Origin of the sequence: Actinomyces gaoshouyii (assembly GCF_002072175.1) — a bacterium.
Classification (GTDB): Bacteria; Actinomycetota; Actinomycetes; order Actinomycetales; family Actinomycetaceae; genus Actinomyces; species Actinomyces gaoshouyii.
On sequence record NZ_MVIV01000001.1, the window covers coordinates 304,285 to 326,730 of the forward strand.

Here is a 22,446-nt window from a genome sequence, read left to right on the forward strand (position 1 = left end):
CTTCCGTAGGCTCTGACGAATCGACCGATTCTTATCAGAGAGGCCCCGCCATGAGCACCACCCCACCGACAGCCCCCGCCCTGCCCGCCACCATGCGCGCAGTCGTCATGAACGCACCCGGCGACGTCGCCGTGGAGACCATCGAGACACCGCGCGTGGCGGGGCCCGGCGACGTCGTCATCAAGCTCGCCGCCGCCTGCGTGTGCGGCTCCGACCTGTGGCCCTACCGGGGCGCCCAGCCCGTCGACCACCAGTACATGGGCCACGAGTACGTCGGCACCATCGTGGAGAAGGGCGAGGATGTCCGCACCCTGGAGCTCGGGGACTTCGTCATCGGCTCCTTCATGCTCTCCGACGGCACCTGCGAGATCTGCCGGGCCGGTTACCCCTCGCGCTGCGCCAACGCCGGGCACTACACCGGCAGCCAGGCCGAGTACATGCGCGTCGAGCTCGCCGACGGCTCCCTGGTGAAGGTCCCCGGCGGCGAGCCGGACGACCCCGAGCGCCTCGCCGACTACCTCGCAGCCTCGGACGTCCTGGGCACCGGCTGGTACGCCGCCGTCGCCGCGAACGCCGGTCCGGGCAAGACGATCGCCGTCGTGGGCGACGGCGCCGTGGGGCTCTCGGCGGTCCTGGCCGCCAAGGCGCTGGGGGCCGAGCGGGTCATCGCCTTCTCCCGCCACGAGGACCGCGCGGCACTGGCCCGCGAGTTCGGGGCCGACGTCGTCATCGCCGAACGCGGCGAGGAGGGCGCGGCGAAGGTCAAGGAGCTGACGAACGGCTACGGTGCGCACGGCGTGTGCGAGGCCGTGGGCTCCCAGGAGTCCATGGACCAGGCGCTGGCCTCATGCCGTCCCGGCGGCTACATCGGCTTCGTCGGCGTCTCGCACGACCAGACGATCGACGGCTTCAACCTGTTCTTCCGCGAGGTCCACCTCGAGGGCGGGCCCGCCCCCGTGCGCCGCTTCCTGCCCGACCTCATCAAGCGCATCGACGCCGGGGAGATCCACCCCGGCCGCGTCTTCACCAAGCGCCTGCCGCTGGACGAGGCCGCCGAGGCCTACAGGGCCATGGATGAGCGCCGCGAGATCAAGGTTCTCCTGGAGGTCTGAGCCCGTGGCCCCCGTTCCCGGCGGCGCCGCGCACCCCGGGAACGAGGGCTGCGCCGCCCCGGCCTACTCCAGGCGCCCGAGGATGGGGCGGTTCGTGGAGGTCAGGACGCTGCGGTACTCGGCGCAGCGCGCCATGAGATCCGTCTCCATCATGCCCAGACAGCCCATGACGATGAAGGGGACGAGGTAGGTCATGGAGCAGGTGGCGGCCGAGGCCTGGAAGGGGCGCAGGAGCTCGGTGAGCGAGTAGCCCACCATGCGCTGTCGGCCGTATTCCGCGGCGCCCGCGGTGGTGGCGATCATGAGCTCCTTGCCGAGCAGGGCGACGCCGTCGGGCCCGTGGGCCCACCCGAAGGTCAGGACGTCGTCGAGCCATTGCTGGACCAGCGGCGGGGCGGAGAACCAGTGCAGGGGGAACTGGATGACGATGCGGTCCGCGCCATCCATGGCGGCCTGCTCCGCCGCGACGTTGATGACGCCATCGGGATAGAGGTCGTACATCCGGCGCACGGTCACACCCGACACGCCCTCCGCCTCCGCGGCCAGGGCGCGATTCACCACGGAGGAGGTCATGTCAGGGTGGAAGACGAGAACCAGGGTGTTCACGACTGCTCCTTCAGTTGTCCATGAGACCGGGCCGGACCAGGGGCCGGGTCATCCTGGTTCGAGCCTATCGGGAGCCCACCCCGCATGAGAGCCCGGCGTGATACAAGGTGAGCAGGCCCACCCCGACTCGCCGCCACGGCTCATCGCCTCCCGGCGCTCTCCGACGGCGCCGCGCAGCCCGTTGGGCCCATCGGCGGAGAGGCAGCAGCGGTATGGGGGCGCGGGCGGAGCCGCGCTGGGCCGACGCAGTGGCGCCTCAGCAGGGCCGGTCTTCCCACCCGAGCGTCCCACGGGCGCTACCGTGGTGCCATGAGCGCCCCCATCTCGCCCGAGCGCCGCTGGCGCGACGACCTGCACCTGGCCCACACCATCGCGGATCAGGCGGACGCCCTCACGCTGCCCCGTTTCGAGGCCCAGGACTTCAACGTCGAGACCAAGCCCGACCTGACCCCCGTCACCGAGGTCGATCGCACCGCCGAGAAGCTGGTGCGCGACTACCTCGCGCGCGCCCGCGGACGCGACTCGGTCCTCGGCGAGGAGCTGCCGCCCACCGGCCACGCCCCCCGGCAGTGGGTCATCGATCCGATCGACGGCACGAAGAACTTCGTGCGGGGCGTGCCGGTGTGGGCCACGCTCATCGGGCTCGTCGAGGACGGGCAGGTCGTCGTCGGGCTGGTGAGCGCGCCGGCACTGGGCAAGCGCTGGTGGGCGGTGACCGGCGGCGGCACCTGGACCGGGCGGTCCCTATCCTCCGCCAAGCGCCTGGGAGTCTCCAGCGTCGGCTCGCTCGGGGACGCCTCGCTGTCCTACTCCTCCCTGTCCGGATGGGCCGAGCGCCATCGCCTGCGCGGGATGCTCTCGCTCATGCAGTCCTGCTGGCGCACGCGCGCCTACGGCGATTTCTGGTCCTACATGCTCTTGGCCGAGGGGGCCGTGGATCTGGCGGCCGAACCGGAGCTGGAGCTCTACGACATGGCGGCCCTCGTGCCCATCGTCACCGAGGCGGGCGGCGCCTTTACCTCGCTCGACGGTGAAGCGGGGCCCTGGGGAGGCAGCGCTGTCGCCTCCAACGGGCGCCTTCACAAGGCGATCATGAAGCACCTCGGCTCCGAGACCGACTGATATCCGCACCGATCGGTGCCGTTTCCACCGAGAGGTGCGCCCTGCCCGCACCAGTGGGCGGGAACCGCACCAGTCAGTGCGGATGGCGCCGAGGGCTCGACGCCGGTAGCCTTCCCGAAGCATCACGGAGGCACCGGCCCCGTCATCGTTCCTTGATCGGAGTCCCATGAACTGGCTGCACGCCGTCCTGCTCGGCATCGTCGAGGGCATCACCGAGTTCCTTCCGGTGTCCTCGACCGGGCACCTCAACATCGTCGAGAAGCTACTGGGCTACGACATCGACTCGGTGGGCATGACGGCCTTCACCGCGGTCATCCAGGTCGGCGCGATCCTGGCCGCCGTCGTCTACTTCTGGCGCGACATCGTGCGGATCGTGACCGCCTGGTGCAGGGGATTGGTGAACGAGGAGGCCCGCCGCGACCCCGACTGCACGCTGGGCTGGGGCGTCATCCTCGGCTCCATCCCGGTGGCGGTCATCGGGCTGCTCTTCAAGGACTTCATCGAGGTCACGGCGCGATCCCTGTGGATCATCGCGGCCGCCCTCGTCATCTGGTCGGCGGTCATGTGGATGGCCGACACCCGCACGGACCTTGATAAGGGCATGCGGGATGTGTCCATCAAGGACGCCCTCATCATCGGAGTCTTCCAGGCGCTCGCCCCGGTCTTCCCCGGCATCTCCCGCTCGGGTGCGACCATCTCCGCGGGACTCTTCCTGCGCTTCGACCGGGTGACGGCCACGCGCCTGTCCTTCTTCCTGGGCATCCCCGCCCTGCTCGCGGCCGGCGCGCTCGAGGCCGTGACGGCCTTCGACCACATCTCGGACCCGAGCATCGGCTGGAGCGCGACGATCATCGCCACGGTCGTCTCCGGCATCGTGGCCTACGCAACCATCGCCTGGCTGCTCAAGTTCGTCTCCTCCAACAAGTTCACGGGCTTCCTCGTCTACCGCGTGGCGCTCGGCGGCGTCATCGCGGCCCTCGCGGCCACGGGCGCCGTCGCGGCCTGATCGCTCCGGCGACGGCGCCAAGGGGTATCCGGCCCCTTAACGCCTCTCATTCGCGTCAGCGCCCCGTGAGACAGTGTGCCCATGCGGATCCTGCACACCTCCGACTGGCACCTGGGGCGGACCTTCCACGGACGCGCGCTCGACGACGCCCACGCGGCCTTCGCCGACCACCTCGTCGGGCTCGTGCGCACCGAGCGCGTCGACGCCGTCCTCGTGGCCGGGGACGTCTACGACCGGGCGGTGCCGCCCACGGACTCGGTGCGCCTGCTCGACGAGACGCTGCGGCGCCTGAGTGAGCGCACCCGCGTCGTCCTGACCCCCGGCAACCACGACTCCGCCCGCCGCCTGGGCTTCGCCGCGGAGCTCATGGGCGAGGGCCTCGTCATCCGGGCGCGCACCGACGCCGTCCACCACGCCGTCGTGCTACCCGACGCCGACGGCGGCCCGGGCGCGCTCGTCTATGCCCTGCCCTACCTCGACCCGGACGCCGCCCGGGCCACCCTGCCGCGTCTGCTCGCCGAGCAGCTCGGTGAGCGCAGTGAGGACGACGGCCCGGCTGCGGGTGACGGCGAGCCGCAGCCGCCCAGACTGGCGCGCTCCCACGAGGCCGTCGTCAGCGGCGCCCTGCGGCTCGTCGCCGCGGACCTTGCGGCACGCAGGGCCGCCTCGCCGGTGCGCACGCCCGCCCTCGTCATGGCGCACGCCTTCGTCGCGCCCGCGCGCACGAGCGAGGACGGCTCGCTGTCCCCCGCTAAGGACGCCCCGGCGACGACACAGTCCGAGCGGGACATCAGGGTCGGAGGCGTGGACCTCGTCCCCTCCCAGGTCTTTGTCACGCTTGGCGGCTCGCCCCTGGCAGCGCAGGCGGGCGGCCTCGACTACGTCGCCCTGGGCCACCTCCACCGCCCCCAGGCCGTCCACCTGCCCGAGGCCCTGCACGCGCAGGCCCGGCCCGTCGACACCGTCCTGCCGGTGCTGCGCTACTGCGGCTCACCGCTGCCCTTCTCCTTCTCCGAGGCGCCCTGCGCCAAGTCCTCGGTGCTCATCGACGTCGGCGCCTGCGGCGTCAGCAGCACCGAGCTCGTCCCTGCCCCCGCGCCCCACCGGATCGAGACCGTGCGCGCCACGATGGCCGAGCTGCTCTCACCGCGCTACGACGAGCTCACCGACGCCTGGCTGCGCGTCGAGCTCACCGGGGAACTGCCCCACGGCGCTCTCGCCCGTCTCAAGCAGCGCTTCACCCACATGCTCTCCTTCAGCCGGATCGCCCCCACCGCCCGTCCGCATGAACGGGTCGTTATCACACGTCAGGCCGACCCCGTGAAGGTCAGCGAGCAGTTCCTCGCCGAGGTCGGGGGCAGGGAGCCCAGCCCGGCCGAGTCCGCCGTCCTCAGCGAGGCCTACGAGGCCGTCCGCGCCGCCGAGAGGAGCCTGTGATGCGTATTCACCGCCTGACGATGACGGCCGTCGGTCCCTACGCGGGCACCGAGACGATCGACTTCGACCGCTTCGCCGACTCGGGCCGCTTCCTCCTCACCGGCCCGACCGGCTCGGGCAAGACGACGATCATCGACGCGATCGTCTTCGCCCTGTACGGCGAGGTCGCCGACGCCTCGGACTCCTCTAAGGACCGCATCCGCTCGCGCTACGCGTCCCCCGAGCAGCCGACCGTCGTCGAGATGGTGTTCTCCACCGGTGCCGGAGTGTTCAAGGTGCGGCGCACGCCCGAGTACGAGCGGCCCAAGAAGCGTGGGGCCGGCAGGACGACGCAGAAGGCGAGCGCCCACCTGTGGCGGCTGACCTCCCTGGACGAGCAGGCCGTCGAGGAGCCGGGCGAGGAGCCCGTCGTCGGCCCGCGCGAGGTCGGCCCGGAAATCACACGGGTCGTCGGGCTCACCCGCGAGCAGCTCACCCAGACCGTCGTCCTGCCCCAGGGCAAGTTCGCCCGCTTCCTGCGCGCCTCCTCCCAGGAGCGTCATGTGCTGCTGCGTGACGTGTTCGGCACGGGTCTCTACGACCGGATCCAGGACGAGCTCGCTAACCGCTCGCGTGACGCCCGCCGCCGCACCGAGGAGGCCCGCACGGCACTGACCGGGGCGCTCACGCGCCTCATCACCCTTCTGGGCCAGGGGCTGGGGGCGGGTGGCGCAGCGCCGGGTGGCAGCCCCGGGGACGCCGGTTGCGTACGCCCGCACGCGCTGTCCGGGGCCGACGCCGAGGCCGCGTCGGGCACGGCGGAGCAGCTGGAGGCCGCCCTCATCCAGCCTGTTGTCGACGACGAGGCCCTCACCCGCACCATCGACAGTGCGCTGGCTCGCTCCCACGGCCACGTGCGGGCCCGCGAGGACGCCCTGGCACGCGCCGCCGAGCAGCGCGACACCGCCGCCCGCAGCCTCCGGGACACTCGGGACCTCGCCGCCCTCATCGACCGGCGCACGAGGCTCCTGGCCGAGCAGGACCGCCTGGCGCTCTCGGCCGAGGCTGATGACGCCGACGCCGAGCGCCTCACCCTGGCTGAGAGGGCCGCACGCGTCTCCTCCCCCGCTGCTGTGGCGCAGCGCCACGCCCGCACCGCCCTTGGGGCGCTCGATGCGCTGGAGCCGGCACTGAGCGCATGCGCCCAGGCGGCGTCGGACCACACGTCCACCCCCGCGGATCCAGCGGAATCAGGGGCGTCCGGTGCGCCTGGGCCCCCGGGCACACCGCTGCCCCTCACCGCTGTGCGCGGCGCACGCGCCCTGGAGGCGCTAAGGCCTGTGCTTGTGCAGTCCGCCGACCCCACGGCCTCCACCGCTGCGGACGGCCACGACGTCGGGGACCTCGCACCCGCAGACCTCGACGCCCTCACCACCGCGTCCAGGGCCAGCGCCAAGGACCTGGAGGCGGCAGCCGACCGCGAGAGGCTCGACGCCGGAGCCCTGCAGGCCCTCGTCGAGTCCGAAGCCTCCCTGCCCTCCCGTCGTGACGCCCTCGCCCGAACGCGCACGGATCACGCCGCCGAGATCGTTGCGATCACGCAGGAGCGCGACGCCCTGGCTGAGCGACCCGCCCACCACGCTCAGCTTCAGGCGTCGCTCGCCGCCGCCCGCGCCGCCGAGTCGCTCGTCCCGACGCTTGTGGCCTCACGCGACGCCGCCCGCGCCCGGCATGAGGCCGCCCTGCGCGTCGCCCGGCTCACCGAGCAGGTTCTCGCCGCCCAGGAGGCGACCGACGCCGCACGGCGCGCGGCCGAGCAGGCGGCGGACACGCTCCACACCCGACGTCGTGCCTGGATCGCCCTGACTGCCGGCAGTCTCTCCGCCGACTTGCGCACCGGTGAGCCCTGCCCCGTGTGCGGCTCGACCGAGCACCCCCGTCCCGCCCCGGTCGAGGATGGCACCGTCACCCGCGCCGACGTCGAGTCCGCCGACGCTGCCGAGAAGCAGGCCGCCGCGCTACTGGCCGAGCGGGCCGGGGACCTCGACTCCCTCAAGCGGCAGCGCGCCGACGCCGAGGAGCAGGCCGGCGGGCTCGATGTGCGCGCCGCAGCCGACGCCCTCACGACCACCGAGGCCGCGCTCTCGCAGCACCAGGCGCTGGCCGCAGGCGTCGAGGCCCTCTCCGCCGAGCTCGAGGGCTTCGCCCAGCAGACCTCCGCGCTCACGGAGGCCCTGGCCGCGCGCCAGGCCGCCGCCACCACCCAGGCGCAGCACCTGGCGGACACCGAGCGCCAGCTGGACGCCGAGGCCGAGCGCCTGACGCAGGCGCGCGGAGCTGAAGCCTCCGTCAGCGCCCGCGCGAGCGCGATGACGGCTCGCGCTGACGCTCTCGCTTCGGCCGCCCGCGCCGTGCACGGTGCCGTCGATGCCGTACACGCGACCGTGCAGGCACACGCCGACCTGCGCACCGCCCTGGCCGACGCCGGCTTCGGTTCGCTCGAGGCGGTCCACCAGGCCTCCCTGGCCCCAGCCGAACTCGACGCGCTGCGTGCGCGTGTCACCGCCGTCGCCGCCGACCGCGAGCGCGTGAGGCAGGGACTCGCCGAGGAGGCGGTCGCCTCCCTCACAGGTCAGGAGCAGACCGACGTCGAGGCCGCAACCGCCGCCCACGCCGACGCGGACGCCGCCCACACGCAGGCGGTGCGCGCCGTCGAGCAGGCACGTGCCGCCCACGCGGCCCTCGATGAGGCCGCCCGGGCCGTGCGCGAGGCCGCCCGGACCCTCAGCCGCACGAGCGCGGACCAGCAGGCCCTGCTGCGCGTCGCCGAGCTCGCCGGCGGGACGAACGACCGGGCGACGCCGCTGGCGACCTGGGTCCTCGTCGAACGGTTCGCCGAGGTCCTCACCTTCGCCAACCAGCGCCTGGAGGAGATGTCCGACGGACGCTTCAGCCTGGCCAGCACCACCGAGGAGGCAGGCTCCGCGCGGCGCAAGGACCGCGGCCTGGGCCTGGCCGTTATCGACCACGACGCCGGGGACGACCCGCGCGACCCCCGGACCCTGTCCGGTGGTGAGACCTTCTACGTCTCCCTCTCCCTCGCCCTGGCACTGGCCGACGTCGTCACCGCCGAGGCCGGCGGCACCACCCTGGAGACGTTGTTCATCGACGAGGGCTTCGGCACGCTCGACCCGCAGGCGCTCGACAACGTCATGGGTGAGCTCTCCCGGCTCCAGGCCGGCGGGCGCACCGTCGGCATCGTCTCGCACGTTGAGGAGCTCCGGCGCCAGGTCCCCGACCGGGTGGAGGTGCGCCGTGCTGGCGTCGGCTCCACGCTCACCCTGCGCGCCCGATGAGTGCGGGCCCGCGCACCGCCGGCCACGGGCCGGGCGGCGCGCCTGAGGGCGCTCAGCCGAGCTCGGCGGCCAGCGCCCGCCTCTCCGAGACGTCGAACCACAGCAGGTCCGCCTGCGCCGCCCGCTCGAAGGCCTCCTCGTCACCCGTGCGGGCGGCGGCGACGTCGGCCCGTGCCTCCGGCTCGTCCACGAGCAGCGCAGCGACGTCGTCCCACGCCACCGGTGCGAGCAGCTCGACCGTGCCGGGCAGGACCTCGTCACCGACCTCGAGCTCGCGCACCACCGAGGCGTCCACGTCCGCGGCGATGACCACGCGGCGGTCCGCCAGGCCGCTCGCGCCCGGCTCGGAGAGCAGCAGGACGGAGGCGTCGGCGGCGCACAGGCTCGCCGAGACCTCCAGGCCCTCCTCGTCCTCATCGGGCAGGGCGGCGGCCAGGGAATCCGTCGCGGCATGGGCCCGGCGGGCGGTGATGGGATCAGCGGCGAGGTCGGCGGCCGTGGCGGGCAGGTAGATGCGCATGGGCCTAGTGTGCCCGTCGGCGGCCGTGGCGGCCGTCCCCGGCGGCTCGCGTGTTCCCGCGCCGAGAGCGGGAGCGGGCGGGCCGCGAGCAGCCGGCGGATGGATCGAGGGCGTCCACCAGCCCGGCCAGGGCCCGCCCCAGCGCCGATCCGGGGCACAGGTCGAGAACGGCGCGGGCCTCCAGGACGCAGCGGTCGGCCGCCTGGGGATCCTCGGGCAGCAGGATCGGATCGGCGACGCCGCCGAACCTGCCCAGGGACTCCCGCACCGCCCGTGCCGGTGAGGGCCCGGCCGCGGAGGCCCGCACCCGGTTGACGACGACGCGCGGCGCTCGCCCTGCCCCCGGGGCCTCCTCGCAGTCGGTGAGCAGCTGGAGGAGGCGGCGCACCCCGATCGGATCCCCCGCGCCCACGAGCAGGACCTCGTCGGCCTGGCGCAGCAGTTCGGAGGCCATGGCCCCACGGCCGGGCTCGAGGGAGTACTCGTCGACGGCGTCGTCGATCGGGCCGCCCGCCAGGTCCACCACCGTCCAGGCGGCCGCGCGGCGCGCCCGCCCCCAGACGGCCTCCATCGCCACCGGCGGCAGCTCTCGCCAGCGCCCCGGCCTGCCGAGCCCGGACAGGAGCCCGACACCCGCGCCGATCGGCACGACGAGCCGGGCGAGCTCCGCATCGTCCAGGCGCCCATGGGCTGCCAGGCGCGCGGCCGTGGCCAGTGAGGAGGAGTCCTCAGGAACACCGAGGAGCTCCACGAGGCTCGGGGCCTCGATATCGGCGTCGACCAGCAGCGCACCGCCGGAGGGGGCCAGACCGTGGGCGAGGCTGGCAGCGATCGTGCTGCGGCCGGGGGCACCGTGGGGCCCCCACACCGCCACGATCCTCCCCCGCCGACCAGCTGCCGGCGCCCCTGGTGGAGGCGGTGCCGCCTCCACCGCCTCTTCGGACCGCGCCATCGGCTCGCCCGGGACAGGCGCACTGCCGATGGTCGCCCGGGCCCCCTGCGGAGCCGAGCCGGTCGTCATGGCAGCGGTGCCCCAGCCCCCGGCGGGAGGCGGGGGCACCGCCCGGCGGGCCAGCGCCTGGAGGGCGCCGCGCACCTCAGCGGGCCGGGCTGCGGCGCTCAGAACGATCCAGCCGGGCATGGACCACTGGGCCTCCTCACCATCGGGAACGAGGAGCACGCCGACGGCACCGCAGCGGGTGATCCGGTCGATGATGGCGCGATCGACGTCGTCGAAGGCCGTCTCGAGGACGACGAGCGAGGCGAGCCCGGCCATGGCCGCGCCCACGAGGTCGGTGAGGTCCGCGCACCGGCGCACCACCCGCAGCCCTGATCCCTGGTCGTCGATGGCCCGCAGCGTCTCCGCGTCCGAGCCGGCCAGACCCAGGAGGACCCCGCTCGCTGGCGCCGCCATGTCAGGAGCCCTGCCCGGTGGGCACGAGCACGAGCGGCCGCCCCGATCCGACGGCGGTGAGGACGTCGGCCACGGATCCCTCGGGCACGAGCACCTCCACCGTTGTGGTCCCGGTGGACACGAGACTGGTGCGCTCCTGGTTGACGGCGCGGATGACGAGGCCCTGGGCCACGACCCGCGCCCGACCGGCGCCCTCCTGAGACTCCTGGGAGGAGTCACCCGCCGGCCCGGTGCCGACCGAGGGCTGGGCCGTCACCGCACTCGCCACGGGGGCTGCCGCTCCGGCGGATCGCGGGGCCTGGCCGTCTGGCAGCTGCCACAGGTCAACGCCGTCGCCGGCGCCTGTGCCCTTGGGCAGTCCGAGGGATGCCTCGATGACGATGGAGCGCTGGGAGGCGGCCGAGGCGGGGGCGACGGCGGCCGTGGGCAGCAATTCGCCCTTGCCCAGGGAACGGGTCGCGATCGCGTCGCCGGGCAGGCTCCCCGCCGGGATGTAGGCGCCCGAGCCGGGGCGGGAGTCGACGAGGGCGAGCACGCCGTCGGCGGTGAGGTCCGTGCCGGGGGCGACGTCGCGGGTGAGGATGTAGACCTCCTGGGTGCCCGCGGCGGAGTCGACCGCCCATGCGCCCAGGGCGACGGCGCCGCCGATGAGGGCGAGTCCGCCCGCCAGGCGCGGGTCCCGCCAGCCCGGGCGCCGCCACCTGGCGGGGGCCGGGGATGAGGGGGAGAGGTGCGCGGGAAGCGGGGCCTGGGAGCGCTGGGCGGCTGGCACGAGATCCTCCTTGATGATTCGCAGCCGATCCTGACGATCGTTGATGACTTTTCGTTATCCACAGGGATGCCCGAGGGGTAGCGCGCCCAGGGTGCGCGGTGAGACCATCGTGCCATGCCCAGACGCTTCTTGACCATCGCCGATGTGGCCGACCAGCTCCAGCTCTCGGCGCAGGGCGTGCGCGCACTCATCCAGTCCGGCGATCTGCCCGCCATCCAGGTGGGCGCCCGGCACCTGTGGCGGATCGAGGAGGCGGCGCTGGACGAATACATCGACCGCCAGCTCGACGCGACCAGGGAGATGATCGCCTCCGGCCGGGTGACGAGCGGGTCCTGAGCGCCCCTACCTGCTCCGGACCAGGTCGATGGCGTCGAAGGCGATGCTGATCCTGGTCGGCCGCTCCGCAGCGGCCTCCAGGAGATCGACATGGTCGGCACCCACGCGCACGATCCGCCCCACGACGTCGCCCGCGGGCATGAGCAGGCGGGTCCGCGAGCCCCTGCGCCCCAGCTCCCGGAGCACGGTGGCCAGGGTCGCGCGCGAGGGGCGCCGCGGTTGCGGGGCCGCCGCCACGAGCCCGACCACCACCGCGATCGAGGGGAGCGGAGCAACGGCCTGGAGGCCATCGGGCTCATCGATGAGCACGATCCCATCCCCCATCTGGGTCAGAACGCCGTCGACGTCGTTGCCGCCACGGGTGCGCAGCCGGACCTGCTGGCCGACGCGGCCTCGGAGCCGATCGACGAGGCGGATGAGCGCGGCGTCGGCGGCGGCGCTCTCGACGCTCTGAGCGGCGACCTGCGCCCGCCGCTCGGCGTCGAAGCGATTCTCCAGGTCGTCCAGCATCCGGCTCCAGCCCGCGCCTGCGTCCATGGGCGTAGCCCACCACGGCTCAAGCGGCGGGACAAGACCGGCGAGACAGCAGATCGGATCGACGAGACCCCACATCACCCCCTTGACGCATATCAAACAATCATGCATCCTTAAACATCATCAAACACGATCATGAAGGGATGAGGGCATGACTGTCGCACACCGCCTCCTTCTCATGGCCGCCGTGAGCGCCGCTGTCACCCTCGCTCTCGCCCTGGCCAGCGCGGACGCCGTGGGCGTCCTGGTGCGCGCCGATCCCTCCCGGTGGGGCCGCGCCGAGCTCAGCGCCGCCCTGGTGGCGGCTCTGGGCGGCCTCGGATCGCTCGGAGCCTCCTGGCATCTGATCTCCGCGGCGGTCGCGATCGCCGCGACCCGGACTCCCAGGGGCGGACTCGCCCGCACTGCCGTGGAGCGCTGGGGCGCGCCGCTGGTCCGCAGGATCGCTGTCGGCGCGCTGCTGGCCGGCGCGGCCGCGCCGGCGGCGGCAGCACAACCGCCCGGCCCGGATGCGCCGTATCTGGGCTGGCGGCCCACGAGCAGCCAGACCGGGCCCACGGCGACCCCGGCGTCCTCGGACTCGCCCGCAACGGACCCCTCGGCGCCATCGGCCGCGCCCGATCCGGGAGCGGGCTCGACGCCCGAGTCGTCGTCGGCGCCGCTCGCCCCGGAGCCACCCGGAGGGGGCGCCGCCACCGGCGACCCGGAGCCACCCAGCGGGGGCGGCGGGCAGGGGGCCGGGAGTCCACGGCCCCGGCAGGACGCCGCCGGTTCCACGCGGGACGCGGGCAGCGCCCCTTCGCCCGGAACCGGGGAGGAGGCCGCGCTCGTCGTCGAGCCCGGCCAGAGCCTGTGGTCGATCAGCGCCGCGAGGCTCGGCCCCCGGGCATCCGCGGCGGATATCGCCCGAGCCTGGCCCCGCCTCTACCGGGCCAATGAGGGGACCATCGGCTCCGAGCCCGGCCTCATCCGCCCCGGCCAGAGGCTCACCGTGCCCGAGGACCTCGCTCCCCCGGAGCGGGACTGATCACGCCGCCCGCTCCCCCACTTGCCCTCCCCGCTCCCCCGCGAAGCCCTGACACGCGTATCCATCCATCACCGACGATGAAACGGAGCCCGTCATGAGCGCCCTCCTCGAAGCCCCCGCCCCGTCCCTCGATTTGCGCCAGACCCAGGCCCTGACCTCCATGCTCGCTCCCGCGAGGGCGGCGCGCCGCATCGTCAACGGTGCGGAGAGGCCGTCTCTCCCCTCGCCGACCCACTCATCGAGCAGCGCCTCAGCGCCCTCCCGGTCGGCGAGTGGGGATCGCACGGACGCGAGCGCCGATGCCGCCCGCGCGGCCCGTGTCCTCATCACCGCGGCCGTCGAAGTGCTCCTCGGCCTGCGGGCGCCGAACCAGCTCGATCGCTGGACAGAGCCGGATCTCATGGACGCCCTCATGCGGCGCGCGGGGCTCGCCCAGCGCCGTTCGGGCGCGGCCCGCAGGCGCGGGCCCATCGTCCGCTCCGTCCACACTCAGCCCACCGCCAACGGGGACTGCGAGGCCGCAGTGCTCCTCGACTGCGGGGACCGGGTCCGGGCGGCGGCCGCCCGCCTCGTCCCGCGCCGGGAGAAGTGGGTGCTGGCGAGCCTGGAGGTGATCTGAGTCCCGCGCCCCCAAGAAGTCGGGGGCACGGGCCTCAACCCTGCTATCGCACTGCCACGGAGCTCGCCGCCGGGGCAGTGGCACGCGTCAGTGGCGCTTGCGCTTCTTCTTGGCTGCGCGGCGCTCGGCGCGGTTGGCCCCCTGGGGGGCATCATCGTCGCTCGCGGAGGGGACGGCCTCGGCCACGGGGCTCCCGCCGCCCATGGCGGGGGCGGCCCCGCCGTCCTCAGCGGGTCCGGAGTAGGAGACCCGCTGATTCATGGCCTCCTGCCCCATGTCCCCCATCACGGTGCCGCGCGGGCGGCCCGCGGCGGCGGTGGCGTCAGCGGCGGCCACCATGCGGGCGGCATCGGCGGTGCCATCGGCCTCGGCGCGCTCGGCGGCAGCCTTGAAGCGGGCGGCGTTGGCGAAGACCTGCTCGACGGTCTCCTCCCGGATGCCCTCCATCATCGCCTTGAACATGTGGGCGCCCTCATTGGCGTACTCGACGAGCGGGTCCCTCTGGGCCATGGCGCGCAGGCCGATGCCCTCCTTGAGGTAGTCCATCTCGTAGAGGTGCTCGCGCCAGCGCTTGTCGACGACGGCGAGCAGGACCCGGCGCTCCAGGGCGCGCATGGGCTCGTTGCCGAGCTGGGCGCGGGCCAGGGCGTTGCCCTCCATCTGGGCCTCGGCGTCCTCGTAGGCGACGGCGGCGTCCTCGGTGAGCTCGGTGGCCAGGCGCTCGGGGGTGAGGCGGTCGATGCCGCCCACGGCCTCCTCGAGCTCCTCGGCGGTCAGGCCCACCGGGTAGAGGTGACCCAGGTCGTTCCACAGGGCGTCCAGGTCCCACTCGTCGGGGCGCCCCTCGGCGGTGTGGGCGCCCACGATGGTCTCCACCGCCTGGGAGCGGAAGTTGGCCATCTGCGGCTCGAGGTCCTCGCCGTCGAGCACGCGGCGGCGCTCGTCGTAGACCTTCTCGCGCTGCTCAGTCATGACGTCGTCGTACTTGAGGACGTTCTTGCGGATCTCGTAGTTGCGGGACTCCACCTGGCGCTGCGCCGAGGCGATGGCGCGCGAGACCATCTTGGACTCCAGGGGGACGTCGTCGGGGTAGGCGCCCGAGGCCATGATGCGCTGGGCCGCGCCGGAGGCGAACATGCGCATGAGGTCGTCCTCCATGGACAGGTAGAAGCGGGACTCGCCGGGATCTCCCTGGCGGCCGGATCGGCCCCGCAGCTGGTTGTCGATGCGGCGGGACTCGTGGCGCTCAGTGCCCAGGACGTAGAGGCCGCCGAGCTCGACGACCTCGTCATGCTCCGCCGAGCAGGCCTCCTTGGCGGCCGCCAGGGCGGCGGGCCAGGCCCTCTCGTACTCCTCGGAGTCCTCCTCCGGGTCGAGGCCGGCCTCCTTGAGGGCGGCCACGGCGATGTGCTCGGCGTTGCCGCCCAGCATGATGTCGGTACCGCGACCGGCCATGTTGGTGGCCACGGTGACGGCGCCCTTGCGCCCGGCGAGCGCCACGACGGCGGCCTCGCGGGCGTGCTGCTTGGCGTTGAGGACCTCGTGGGAGATGCCGCGCTCGGTGAGCATGGTGGAGAGCTGCTCGGACTTCTCCACGCTCGTGGTGCCCACGAGGACGGGCTGGCCCGCCTCGTGGCGCTCCTCGATGTCGTCGACGACGGCGATGAGCTTGGCCTTGACGTTGGTGTAGACGAGATCCGGCTGGTCGACGCGGATCATCGGCTTGTTCGTGGGGATCGGGACGACGCCGATCTTGTAGGTGCCGGCGAACTCGGCGGCCTCGGTCTCCGCGGTGCCGGTCATGCCGCAGCGCGAGCCCTCGGGGTAGAGGCGGAAGTAGTTCTGCAGGGTAATGGTGGCCAGGGTCTGGTTCTCGGCCTTGATCTCCACGCGCTCCTTGGCCTCGATGGCCTGGTGCATGCCCTCGTTGTAGCGGCGCCCGGGCAGGACGCGACCGGTGTGCTCGTCGACGATGAGGACCTCGCCGTCGCGCACGATGTAGTCCTTGTCCCGATGGAAGAGCTCCTTGGCGCGGATGGAGTTGTTGAGGAAGCCGATGAGGGGGGTGTTCTCGGACTCGTAGAGGTTGTCGATGCCCAGGTAGTCCTCGACGCGCTCGATGCCGCGGGCCAGGACGCCCACGGTGCGCTTCTTCTCGTCGACCTCGTAGTCCTTCCCCGCGTTCAGGCGCTCGGCGATGGTGGCGAACTCCTTGTACCACTTGTTGACGTCCCCGGTGGCCGGCCCGGAGATGATGAGCGGCGTGCGGGCCTCGTCGATGAGGATGGAGTCGACCTCATCGACGATGACGAAGGCGTGCCCGCGCTGGACGAGGTCCTCGGGGCGCTGGGCCATGTTGTCGCGCAGGTAGTCGAATCCGAACTCGTTGTTGGTGCCGTAGGTGATGTCGCAGGCGTACTGCTTTCGGCGCTCGGCGGGGGTCTGACCGGTCAGGATGCATCCGGTGGTCAGCCCGAGGAAGCGGTGGATGCGGCCCATGAGGTCGGACTGGTACTCGGCGAGGTAGTCGTTGACGGTGACGACGTGGACGCCCTTGCCGGTCAGCGCGCGCAGGTAGGAGGGCAGGGTGGCGACGAGGGTTTTGCCCTCACCGGTCTTCATCTCGGCGATGTTGCCCAGGTGCAGGGCCACGCCGCCCATGAGCTGGACGTGGTAGGGGCGCATGCCCAGCACTCGGTCAGCGGCCTCGGCGACGGTGGCAAAGGCCTCGGGCAGGAGCTCGTCGAGAGTCTCGCCCTCGTCGTAGCGCTTCTTGAGCTCGTCAGTGGCTTCGCGAAGCTCCTCATCGGTGAACTCGCTGTAGGCGTCGGCGAGGGCCTCCACCTGGGTCGCGAGGGCGTCGAGCCTCTTGAGGGTGCGTCCCTCGCCGATGCGAAGGATCCGGTCGACGATCGACACGCTGCTTACTCCCTTGGACGTGGATGGGCCGCCCAGCCCCGAGGCGCTGGATGAGTCCAGATGGGCCGGGGGCGCGGGCCTTGCACATGCTAGTGGACCCCCGCCCCGCTCCCCAAGGTGATCGGGGACTCCTCTCCAAACCGAGACCCGGCGCGGTCGGCCCGGCGGCCCCACGGGCCCTGCCGCCGGCGGCCCGCGGGGAACCACAGAGCGCACAGCGCCGCCCTCCCGGCGCGTCTCGTGGGAGCGCCCCATCCGCGGCGCGCCCGCACGTCGAGACTGGCGCCATGACACCACTGGCACGACCGGCATCACCGGCATCACCACCGCGCCCAGGGCCGTGGGCATGGCTCGCCGCCCTCCCCACGGCCCTGGGCCTCGCGCTGCCCGAGGCCTGCGCGGGTTGCGGCCGCTGGGAGACGGCGCTGTGCCCCGGCTGCGCCGCGCTCCTGGACGCGCCCCTGGCCGAGGTCACGAGCGCGGCGGCGGAACTGCGCGTCCACGCCGTCCTGGCCTACGCCGGCCCCGGCCGCGCCCTCATCCTGAATTGGAAGAACGGGGCCCGGGAGGACCTCGCACCGGTGATGGCCGCCGTCGGGGCCCGCGCGGGCGAGCGGTGGGCCGCGCTCTCCGGCTGGCCGGGTGACCGGCGCGACGCCGGGGCGCTCGATCCTCCGCGACTCATCGTGGTCCCCGCCCCCTCCGGGATCGCGCGCCGGGCACGCGGCAGGCTCGTGGCGGCATCCCTGGCCGACGCTATCGCGCGGGCGCCGGCGCCCCCTCCTGGCGGGGCGGGCGGCCCCGGCCCTCTCATCGTCAGCGCGGACATCCTGCGGCGGGAGAACGGCCGCGCCTTCCGCGGCGCGCACCAGGCCGGTCTGTCAGCCGCGCAGCGCCGCCGCAACCGCCAACCCCCTCCCCGGGTCCTGGCGGATGCCGGCGGCTGGGACGCGCTCATCGTCGACGACGTCGTGACCACGGGCTCCACGCTGCGCTCCTGCGCCGCAGCGCTGAGAGGCGCTGGCGCCCGGCCGCTCGGGGCCCTCGTCCTGGCGGCGACGCCGCCCCCGGCCCGCACTGCCGCGCGGCTTCCCGGCCCCGCCCCCGCGGGGCTGCCGGGCGGAGGCGAGCGGAGGAGGCGCGCAGCCGCGAAGAGGTTCTGATCCGCTCCGTCCGCCCGGGGCGATCGCGGGCATGGACTGCCTCAGGCGCGCACCCTCATGGTGTAAGTTATGTGTCACAAGGCACATGGGGTGCAAGGGTCCGCCGGCGGATCCGCTCCGCCGGCGAGGACGTCGCGGGGCACTCCCCGCGACGCGCAGGAGGTGAGACCACCGCTCCAGAGCCCGCCGCGAGGCGCGGCGGGTGCCCATCGCATCGGGTCCCGGTTCCCGGGCCGCCCAGGTTCCAGAAAGGTTCCACCATGGACATCACCGTCGTCGGCCGCAACGCTGAGATCAGTTCCCGCCTGCGCGACTACATCGAGGAGAAGGCCACCAAGGTCGAGCAGTTCGATCCCCGCGTCCAGCGCGTCGAGGTCGAGGTCACCCACGAGCGCAACCCGCGCCAGGCGGACACCGCCGAGCGCGTGGAGATCACCGTCATCTCCAAGGGCCCGGTCATCCGCGCCGAGGCCAGCTCCTCCGATCGATTCGCCGCCTTCGACATCGCCATGGGGAAGCTGACCGAGAGACTGCGCCGCGCCCGCGACCGCAAGAAGGACCACCACCGCACCGACACGGTTCCGGCCCCCAAGGACCTCCCCGTGGCGGAGGAGACGGCCGAGGTCGCCGATGAGGCCGAGAAGGTCGACGAGGCCCCGAGAGTGCCCACGGAGAAGGGGGTCGCCGTCGAGTCCCAGCTGGGCGACTCACCCGTCGTCGTGCGCCAGAAGCTCCACGACGCCACGCCGATGACCGTCGAGGAGGCCCTGGACCACATGGAGCTCGTCGGCCACCCGTTCTACGTGTTCATCGAGAAGTCCACCAGGCAGCCCTGCGCGGTCTACCACCGCCACGGCTGGACCTACGGCGTCATCCGCCTCGACGCCCAGGTGCTCTAGGAGCGCCGGGCCCGGGCCCGTCCTCCCCTCGGGAGGGCGGGCCCGGGGCATTCCCGGTCAGGGCACCGTCACACGATGGGGTAGCCGGCGTCCGTGACGGTGGTCGAGATGACGCGCCATGTCCCCGAGGCCCTGCCCCACAACTGGCCGTCGGAGTCCGAGAGCAGCATGGTCTGATCGAGGCGGTTGGCGGCGATTCCGGAGGCGGTGGGCGGGCCCGGGGACCGCGAGGCCTCCAAACCTCCCAAGGAGGCGATCACGAGGCTCGCAGTGCCCTGGCCGTCCTGGGACGGTTCGATGGTGATGAGCTCGGTGCCCGAGTACCAGGCGAGCTCATGGGCGCCCTGCCCCGTCAGGCCGGCCACAGGGTACGGATCGCCCAGGCGCGTGGGACGCCCCTCCCCGTCGCGGATGATCGCCGCGACATCCACTCGCTCGCCGGACTGGTTGGAGGGATCGGCGGCATCGCGATGGCGCACGGCGATCCGATCCGACTCCGCCGAGATATCCATGCTGATCACGCCGCGGCCATCGAGCCAGGCGGCGACCACCTCCGCCCGCACGCCCCGCGCGTCGACGACGATGAGCCTGCCCTGGCTGGCCGTCCATATCCAGCGGTGCCTGTCCTGGCGGGGAGGGAGGAGGTCGGCGGCGTCCGCGGGCGAGTCGCCGACGGACAGGATCGAGGCGGCCTGGGTCCCACCGGGCCCGACCCTCAGGATGCTGGGACCCGAGACGACGCACACGCCCCCATCGACTCCCAGGGAGGGGTGTCGGGCGCCCGTGGTGCCCAGCGTCGAGGGCTGCATGAGCACGGCGCGGGTCGTGCTCGTGCCGCGCACCACCGCGCCGCCGCTCATCCCCACGACCGCGCCCGGTTCCGCGGCGGCGTCGAGAGGGGTGACCTGCGCGGCGAGCCGCTGATCCCCGGCCATGACGATGACGGTGTCGATCCCGCTCACCTCCTTCATAGTGGCGGTGATCTGAGCGACGACGAGCGCCTGGACCTCGGAGTCCCAGGAGGAGGCATCCGCGTGCAGGCGCACGGTGGCCGCTCGGTCCACGACCTTGACGTCCTGGAGTCTCGTCCCGCTGGGGATCGCGGTGGTCGCCACGTCCTTCAACCAGGCGGCGGGCCCCATGAGGAGTGCCTCGAGGGCGGCCTCCTCCAAGCGCTTGCGCGACAGCCAGCGGGGGTCGGGGATGGGGCGGTCGTGCGCGGCGTTGAGGAACCTGATGCTCTGCTGGGTGAAGGCGGTGCGCAGCACGGAGCCCGGCACGACGGCGCCCGGCGGTGGCGAGGCGATCCGCCACTGCCTCCGCGCCGCGGTGACGAGCGTGAGCGTCTCGGAGTAGTCGAGACCCTGAGCACTCAGCACGCCGGTGGAGTCGAGGCTGCCCTCCAGCCTCCCGGAAATGGAGACCCCGCCGTCATCCGCGCGGCGCACGGTCAGTGGCTCGGTGCCGGAGGCGAGCAGAAGGGGGGTCATGGGCTGCCAGGAGTCGGCCGCGCTATCGACGAGGAACTCGCGCGCGGTGGCGAAGCCGTCGGAGAGCCCGGCGGTGCAGGCCCGCAGGAATCCCTCGACGATCGCCACGGGGTCCGCGCCGTCGACGGGGCCGGGAGCCGTCTGGACGAGGACGTCACTGCCCTCGTCGACGGCGTTGGACTGGAAGACGTCCCCTTCCATGGGGAGGCTGGAGCATGCCGCGAGGGAGCCCGCTCCCCCGACGGCGAGCATCGCGATGGCCGCGCGCCGGCTCGGGAGGCGCGTGGGAGGGGGCGAGTCGTGAGTGCCGCGCGGCGCGCTCACGACGGCCTCCCGCCGGACACCTCCGGGGTTCGGGCCGTGGGCGCCTGGCCGGGGGCGATGACGGTGACGTGCCCCGGGGCGACGGGGGCGTCGGCGACGGCCAGGGGCACCTCCCCATCCCCGTGGGGGCGCGCCGAGCGGCGCGAGACGGGCCCGGGTCCGAGGACGGTCCCGGTGACGGCCTCGGGGGCTCGGCGGGGCTTGACACGCGCGACGGCGGGGGCGTCGTCGGGGATGCAGGGCAGGGGGCCGGGCTCGGAGTAATGGCCGGGGGTCCCGCCCTCGCCGAGCTCGCGCGGGAGGGTGAGGAGGAAGGAGGCGCCGTCGGCGGGCCACCCCCAGGCCTGGAGGGAGCCCCCGTGGAGATGGGCATCCTCGGCGGAGATCGACAGGCCGAGCCCCGTGCCCCCCAGGGTGCGCTTGCGGGAGGGATCAGCGCGGTAGAAGCGGTCGAAGACGCGCCCGACCACGTCAGGGCTCATGCCTACGCCGTGGTCGCGCACGCGCACGGCGACGGCGTCGTCGTTGACCGCCATGGTGATATCGATCGGGTTGGACTCGGCGTGCTCGATCGCGTTGAGGATGAGGTTGCGCAGGATCCGCTGGACGCGCACGGAGTCGACCTCCGCCGTGGCGGGCTCATCGGGGGCCTGGAGGCGGATCTCGCAGCCCGAGGACTGGATGTGCACCTCATTGTCCTCCAGGACGCCGGACAGCAGGTCGCGCAAGTCCACCTCATCCGAGCGCAGCGTGACCCGCCCGGAGTCGATCCTGGAGATCTCGAGCAGGTCGGTGAGCATCGTCTGGAAGCGGTCGACCTGGCCGTGCAGCAGCACCGCGGCGCGGCGCACGAGGGGGTCCTCGATCTCCTCGCGCAGCTCGAAGATGTGCTCTGCCGCCATCTTGATCGTGGTCAGCGGGGTGCGCAGCTCATGGGAGACGTCGGAGACGAACAGCTGCTGGGAGACGGACATGGCGTTGAGCCGGTCGATCTGGGACTGGATGGACTCCGCCATCGTGTTGAAGGACGTGGCCAGAGCCGCGAGCTCGTCCTCCCCGTTGACGGCCAGGGGCTTATCGAGGCGCCCCTCCGCCAGGCGCTTGGCGGCCAGGGAGGTCCGCCGCACGGGGATGAGGACGCGCCAGGTGAAGACCGCCACCGCCAGGATGATGATGAGGAGGAAGCCGACGCCTGTGAGGACCACGGAGCGCTTGACCGTGTCCACCACCTGCTGCTGGGACTCCAGGGAGTAGACGATGTAGAGCTCGTAGTCCCCGGCCAGCGGCATGGAGACGCGCGATCCGACCACCATCCCGGACACGGTTCCGGCGCGCTCCCCGGGAACGCTCACGGACTGCCAGTACTGCCGGCCGATCCGGCCATTGCGGACCTCGCGCTCCATGCGATCCGTGATGAGATCGGTCAGGCGGTCATCGGTGGCCAGAGTGTTGATGGCCACCGATGACGACTCCCCGCTGCCCTGGACGACGGCTCCGATCGCCCCGGCGCCCGACGCGGAGTCGCTGATCCCCGACAACTCGGCTTGAATCGCCGCGGAGACCTCCTCGGAGGTGGAGGCCACCGTCGTCGCCAGGGCGGCCTGGGCGGCGACGATGCGCTGATGAGCGTTGGCCAGGATCGCGTCGCGCCGGTCGTTGAAAACGTTCTGGTGGATGGTGACGTTGACGATGCTCAACAGGATGGCGGTGGCCAGGGCCCCGATGATGACCGCGCCCAGGGTCATCCTGGCGACCAGGCTGTGCCGGAAGAGGAGGATCGGGCGCCATCGGGCGCGCCGGGAGCGCACGGG

18 protein-coding genes are annotated in these 22,446 nt (G+C 73.1%); 10 read left to right on the forward strand and 8 right to left on the reverse strand.

The features are described from left to right. The first annotated feature begins 50 nt into the window (after positions 1 to 50). Positions 51 to 1,112: a zinc-binding dehydrogenase gene (locus B1H50_RS01315; RefSeq protein WP_080461979.1), complete on the forward strand. Its 1,062-nt coding sequence runs from the start codon at positions 51 to 53 to the stop codon at positions 1,110 to 1,112. Positions 1,113 to 1,175: 63 nt separating this feature from the next. Here B1H50_RS01315 and B1H50_RS01320 read toward each other — a convergent pair whose 3' ends face one another. After that, a complete protein-coding gene (locus B1H50_RS01320) occupies positions 1,176 to 1,718 on the reverse strand; it encodes an NAD(P)H-dependent oxidoreductase (protein ID WP_080461980.1) in 543 nt (180 codons plus the stop codon). Between the two features lie 309 nt (positions 1,719 to 2,027). Here B1H50_RS01320 and hisN point away from each other — a divergent pair, with 309 nt between their 5' ends. The 4 genes from hisN to B1H50_RS01340 all read left to right on the forward strand — a co-directional run bounded on the left by hisN (position 2,028) and on the right by B1H50_RS01340 (position 8,618). Further along, complete coding sequence (gene hisN / locus B1H50_RS01325; protein WP_080461981.1) at positions 2,028 to 2,840, forward strand: histidinol-phosphatase; 813 nt, start codon at positions 2,028 to 2,030, stop codon at positions 2,838 to 2,840. 166 nt (positions 2,841 to 3,006) lie between these two features. Next, positions 3,007 to 3,846, forward strand: coding sequence for an undecaprenyl-diphosphate phosphatase (locus B1H50_RS01330; protein ID WP_080461982.1), 840 nt, complete (start codon positions 3,007 to 3,009; stop codon positions 3,844 to 3,846). 81 nt (positions 3,847 to 3,927) lie between these two features. Further along, a complete protein-coding gene (locus tag B1H50_RS01335; protein WP_080461983.1) occupies positions 3,928 to 5,283 on the forward strand; it encodes an exonuclease SbcCD subunit D in 1,356 nt (451 codons plus the stop codon). Beyond that, positions 5,283 to 8,618, forward strand: a complete 3,336-nt coding sequence (locus B1H50_RS01340) for an AAA family ATPase (protein ID WP_080461984.1) — start codon at positions 5,283 to 5,285, stop codon at positions 8,616 to 8,618. Before B1H50_RS01335 ends, B1H50_RS01340 begins: the two co-directional genes overlap by 1 nt. Before the next feature lie 52 nt (positions 8,619 to 8,670). Here B1H50_RS01340 and B1H50_RS01345 read toward each other — a convergent pair whose 3' ends face one another. From B1H50_RS01345 to B1H50_RS01355, 3 genes are read right to left on the reverse strand one after another with little or no spacing between them, the layout of a single operon-like run. Next, complete coding sequence (locus B1H50_RS01345) at positions 8,671 to 9,138, reverse strand: DUF6912 family protein (RefSeq protein ID WP_080461985.1); 468 nt, start codon at positions 9,136 to 9,138, stop codon at positions 8,671 to 8,673. A gap of 4 nt (positions 9,139 to 9,142) precedes the next feature. Further along, a complete protein-coding gene (locus B1H50_RS01350) occupies positions 9,143 to 10,552 on the reverse strand; it encodes an AAA family ATPase (protein ID WP_080461986.1) in 1,410 nt (469 codons plus the stop codon). A 1-nt stretch (position 10,553) separates the two neighbouring features. Continuing rightward, complete coding sequence (locus B1H50_RS01355; RefSeq protein WP_080461987.1) at positions 10,554 to 11,324, reverse strand: hypothetical protein; 771 nt, start codon at positions 11,322 to 11,324, stop codon at positions 10,554 to 10,556. Between the two features lie 114 nt (positions 11,325 to 11,438). Here B1H50_RS01355 and B1H50_RS01360 point away from each other — a divergent pair, with 114 nt between their 5' ends. Then, the gene (locus B1H50_RS01360) at positions 11,439 to 11,660 is read left to right on the forward strand and encodes a helix-turn-helix domain-containing protein (protein ID WP_080461988.1); all 222 of its coding nucleotides are present in this window, start codon (positions 11,439 to 11,441) and stop codon (positions 11,658 to 11,660) included. A 6-nt stretch (positions 11,661 to 11,666) separates the two neighbouring features. On the opposite strand, the gene B1H50_RS01365 is transcribed toward B1H50_RS01360, so the two are convergent. Continuing rightward, positions 11,667 to 12,197 (reverse strand): Fis family transcriptional regulator, encoded by a 531-nt coding sequence (locus B1H50_RS01365; RefSeq protein WP_229657876.1) that lies wholly within the window; start codon positions 12,195 to 12,197, stop codon positions 11,667 to 11,669. 148 nt (positions 12,198 to 12,345) lie between these two features. On the opposite strand from B1H50_RS01365, the gene B1H50_RS01370 reads away from it, so the two are divergent. Both B1H50_RS01370 and B1H50_RS09855 read left to right on the forward strand, forming a co-directional pair. Then, the gene (locus B1H50_RS01370) at positions 12,346 to 13,221 is read left to right on the forward strand and encodes a LysM peptidoglycan-binding domain-containing protein (RefSeq protein WP_080461990.1); all 876 of its coding nucleotides are present in this window, start codon (positions 12,346 to 12,348) and stop codon (positions 13,219 to 13,221) included. Positions 13,222 to 13,315: 94 nt separating this feature from the next. Further along, positions 13,316 to 13,840, forward strand: a complete 525-nt coding sequence (locus B1H50_RS09855) for an Rv3235 family protein (protein WP_229657875.1) — start codon at positions 13,316 to 13,318, stop codon at positions 13,838 to 13,840. Between the two features lie 87 nt (positions 13,841 to 13,927). On the opposite strand, the gene secA is transcribed toward B1H50_RS09855, so the two are convergent. After that, positions 13,928 to 16,759: a preprotein translocase subunit SecA gene (gene secA / locus B1H50_RS01380; protein WP_080461991.1), complete on the reverse strand. Its 2,832-nt coding sequence runs from the start codon at positions 16,757 to 16,759 to the stop codon at positions 13,928 to 13,930. Between the two features lie 287 nt (positions 16,760 to 17,046). Between secA and B1H50_RS01385 the strand changes: the two genes are divergently transcribed. Beyond that, positions 17,047 to 17,922, forward strand: a complete 876-nt coding sequence (locus B1H50_RS01385; RefSeq protein ID WP_143231743.1) for a ComF family protein — start codon at positions 17,047 to 17,049, stop codon at positions 17,920 to 17,922. A gap of 260 nt (positions 17,923 to 18,182) precedes the next feature. Beyond that, positions 18,183 to 18,821 (forward strand): ribosome hibernation-promoting factor, HPF/YfiA family, encoded by a 639-nt coding sequence (gene hpf / locus B1H50_RS01390; protein WP_080461993.1) that lies wholly within the window; start codon positions 18,183 to 18,185, stop codon positions 18,819 to 18,821. Positions 18,822 to 18,889: 68 nt separating this feature from the next. Here the strand turns inward: hpf and B1H50_RS01395 are convergent, their stop codons facing one another. Next, positions 18,890 to 20,512, reverse strand: a complete 1,623-nt coding sequence (locus B1H50_RS01395; protein ID WP_188640679.1) for a GerMN domain-containing protein — start codon at positions 20,510 to 20,512, stop codon at positions 18,890 to 18,892. Positions 20,513 to 20,631: 119 nt separating this feature from the next. Next, positions 20,632 to 22,443: an MtrAB system histidine kinase MtrB gene (gene mtrB / locus B1H50_RS01400; protein WP_268237213.1), complete on the reverse strand. Its 1,812-nt coding sequence runs from the start codon at positions 22,441 to 22,443 to the stop codon at positions 20,632 to 20,634. Positions 22,444 to 22,446: the final 3 nt, after the last annotated feature.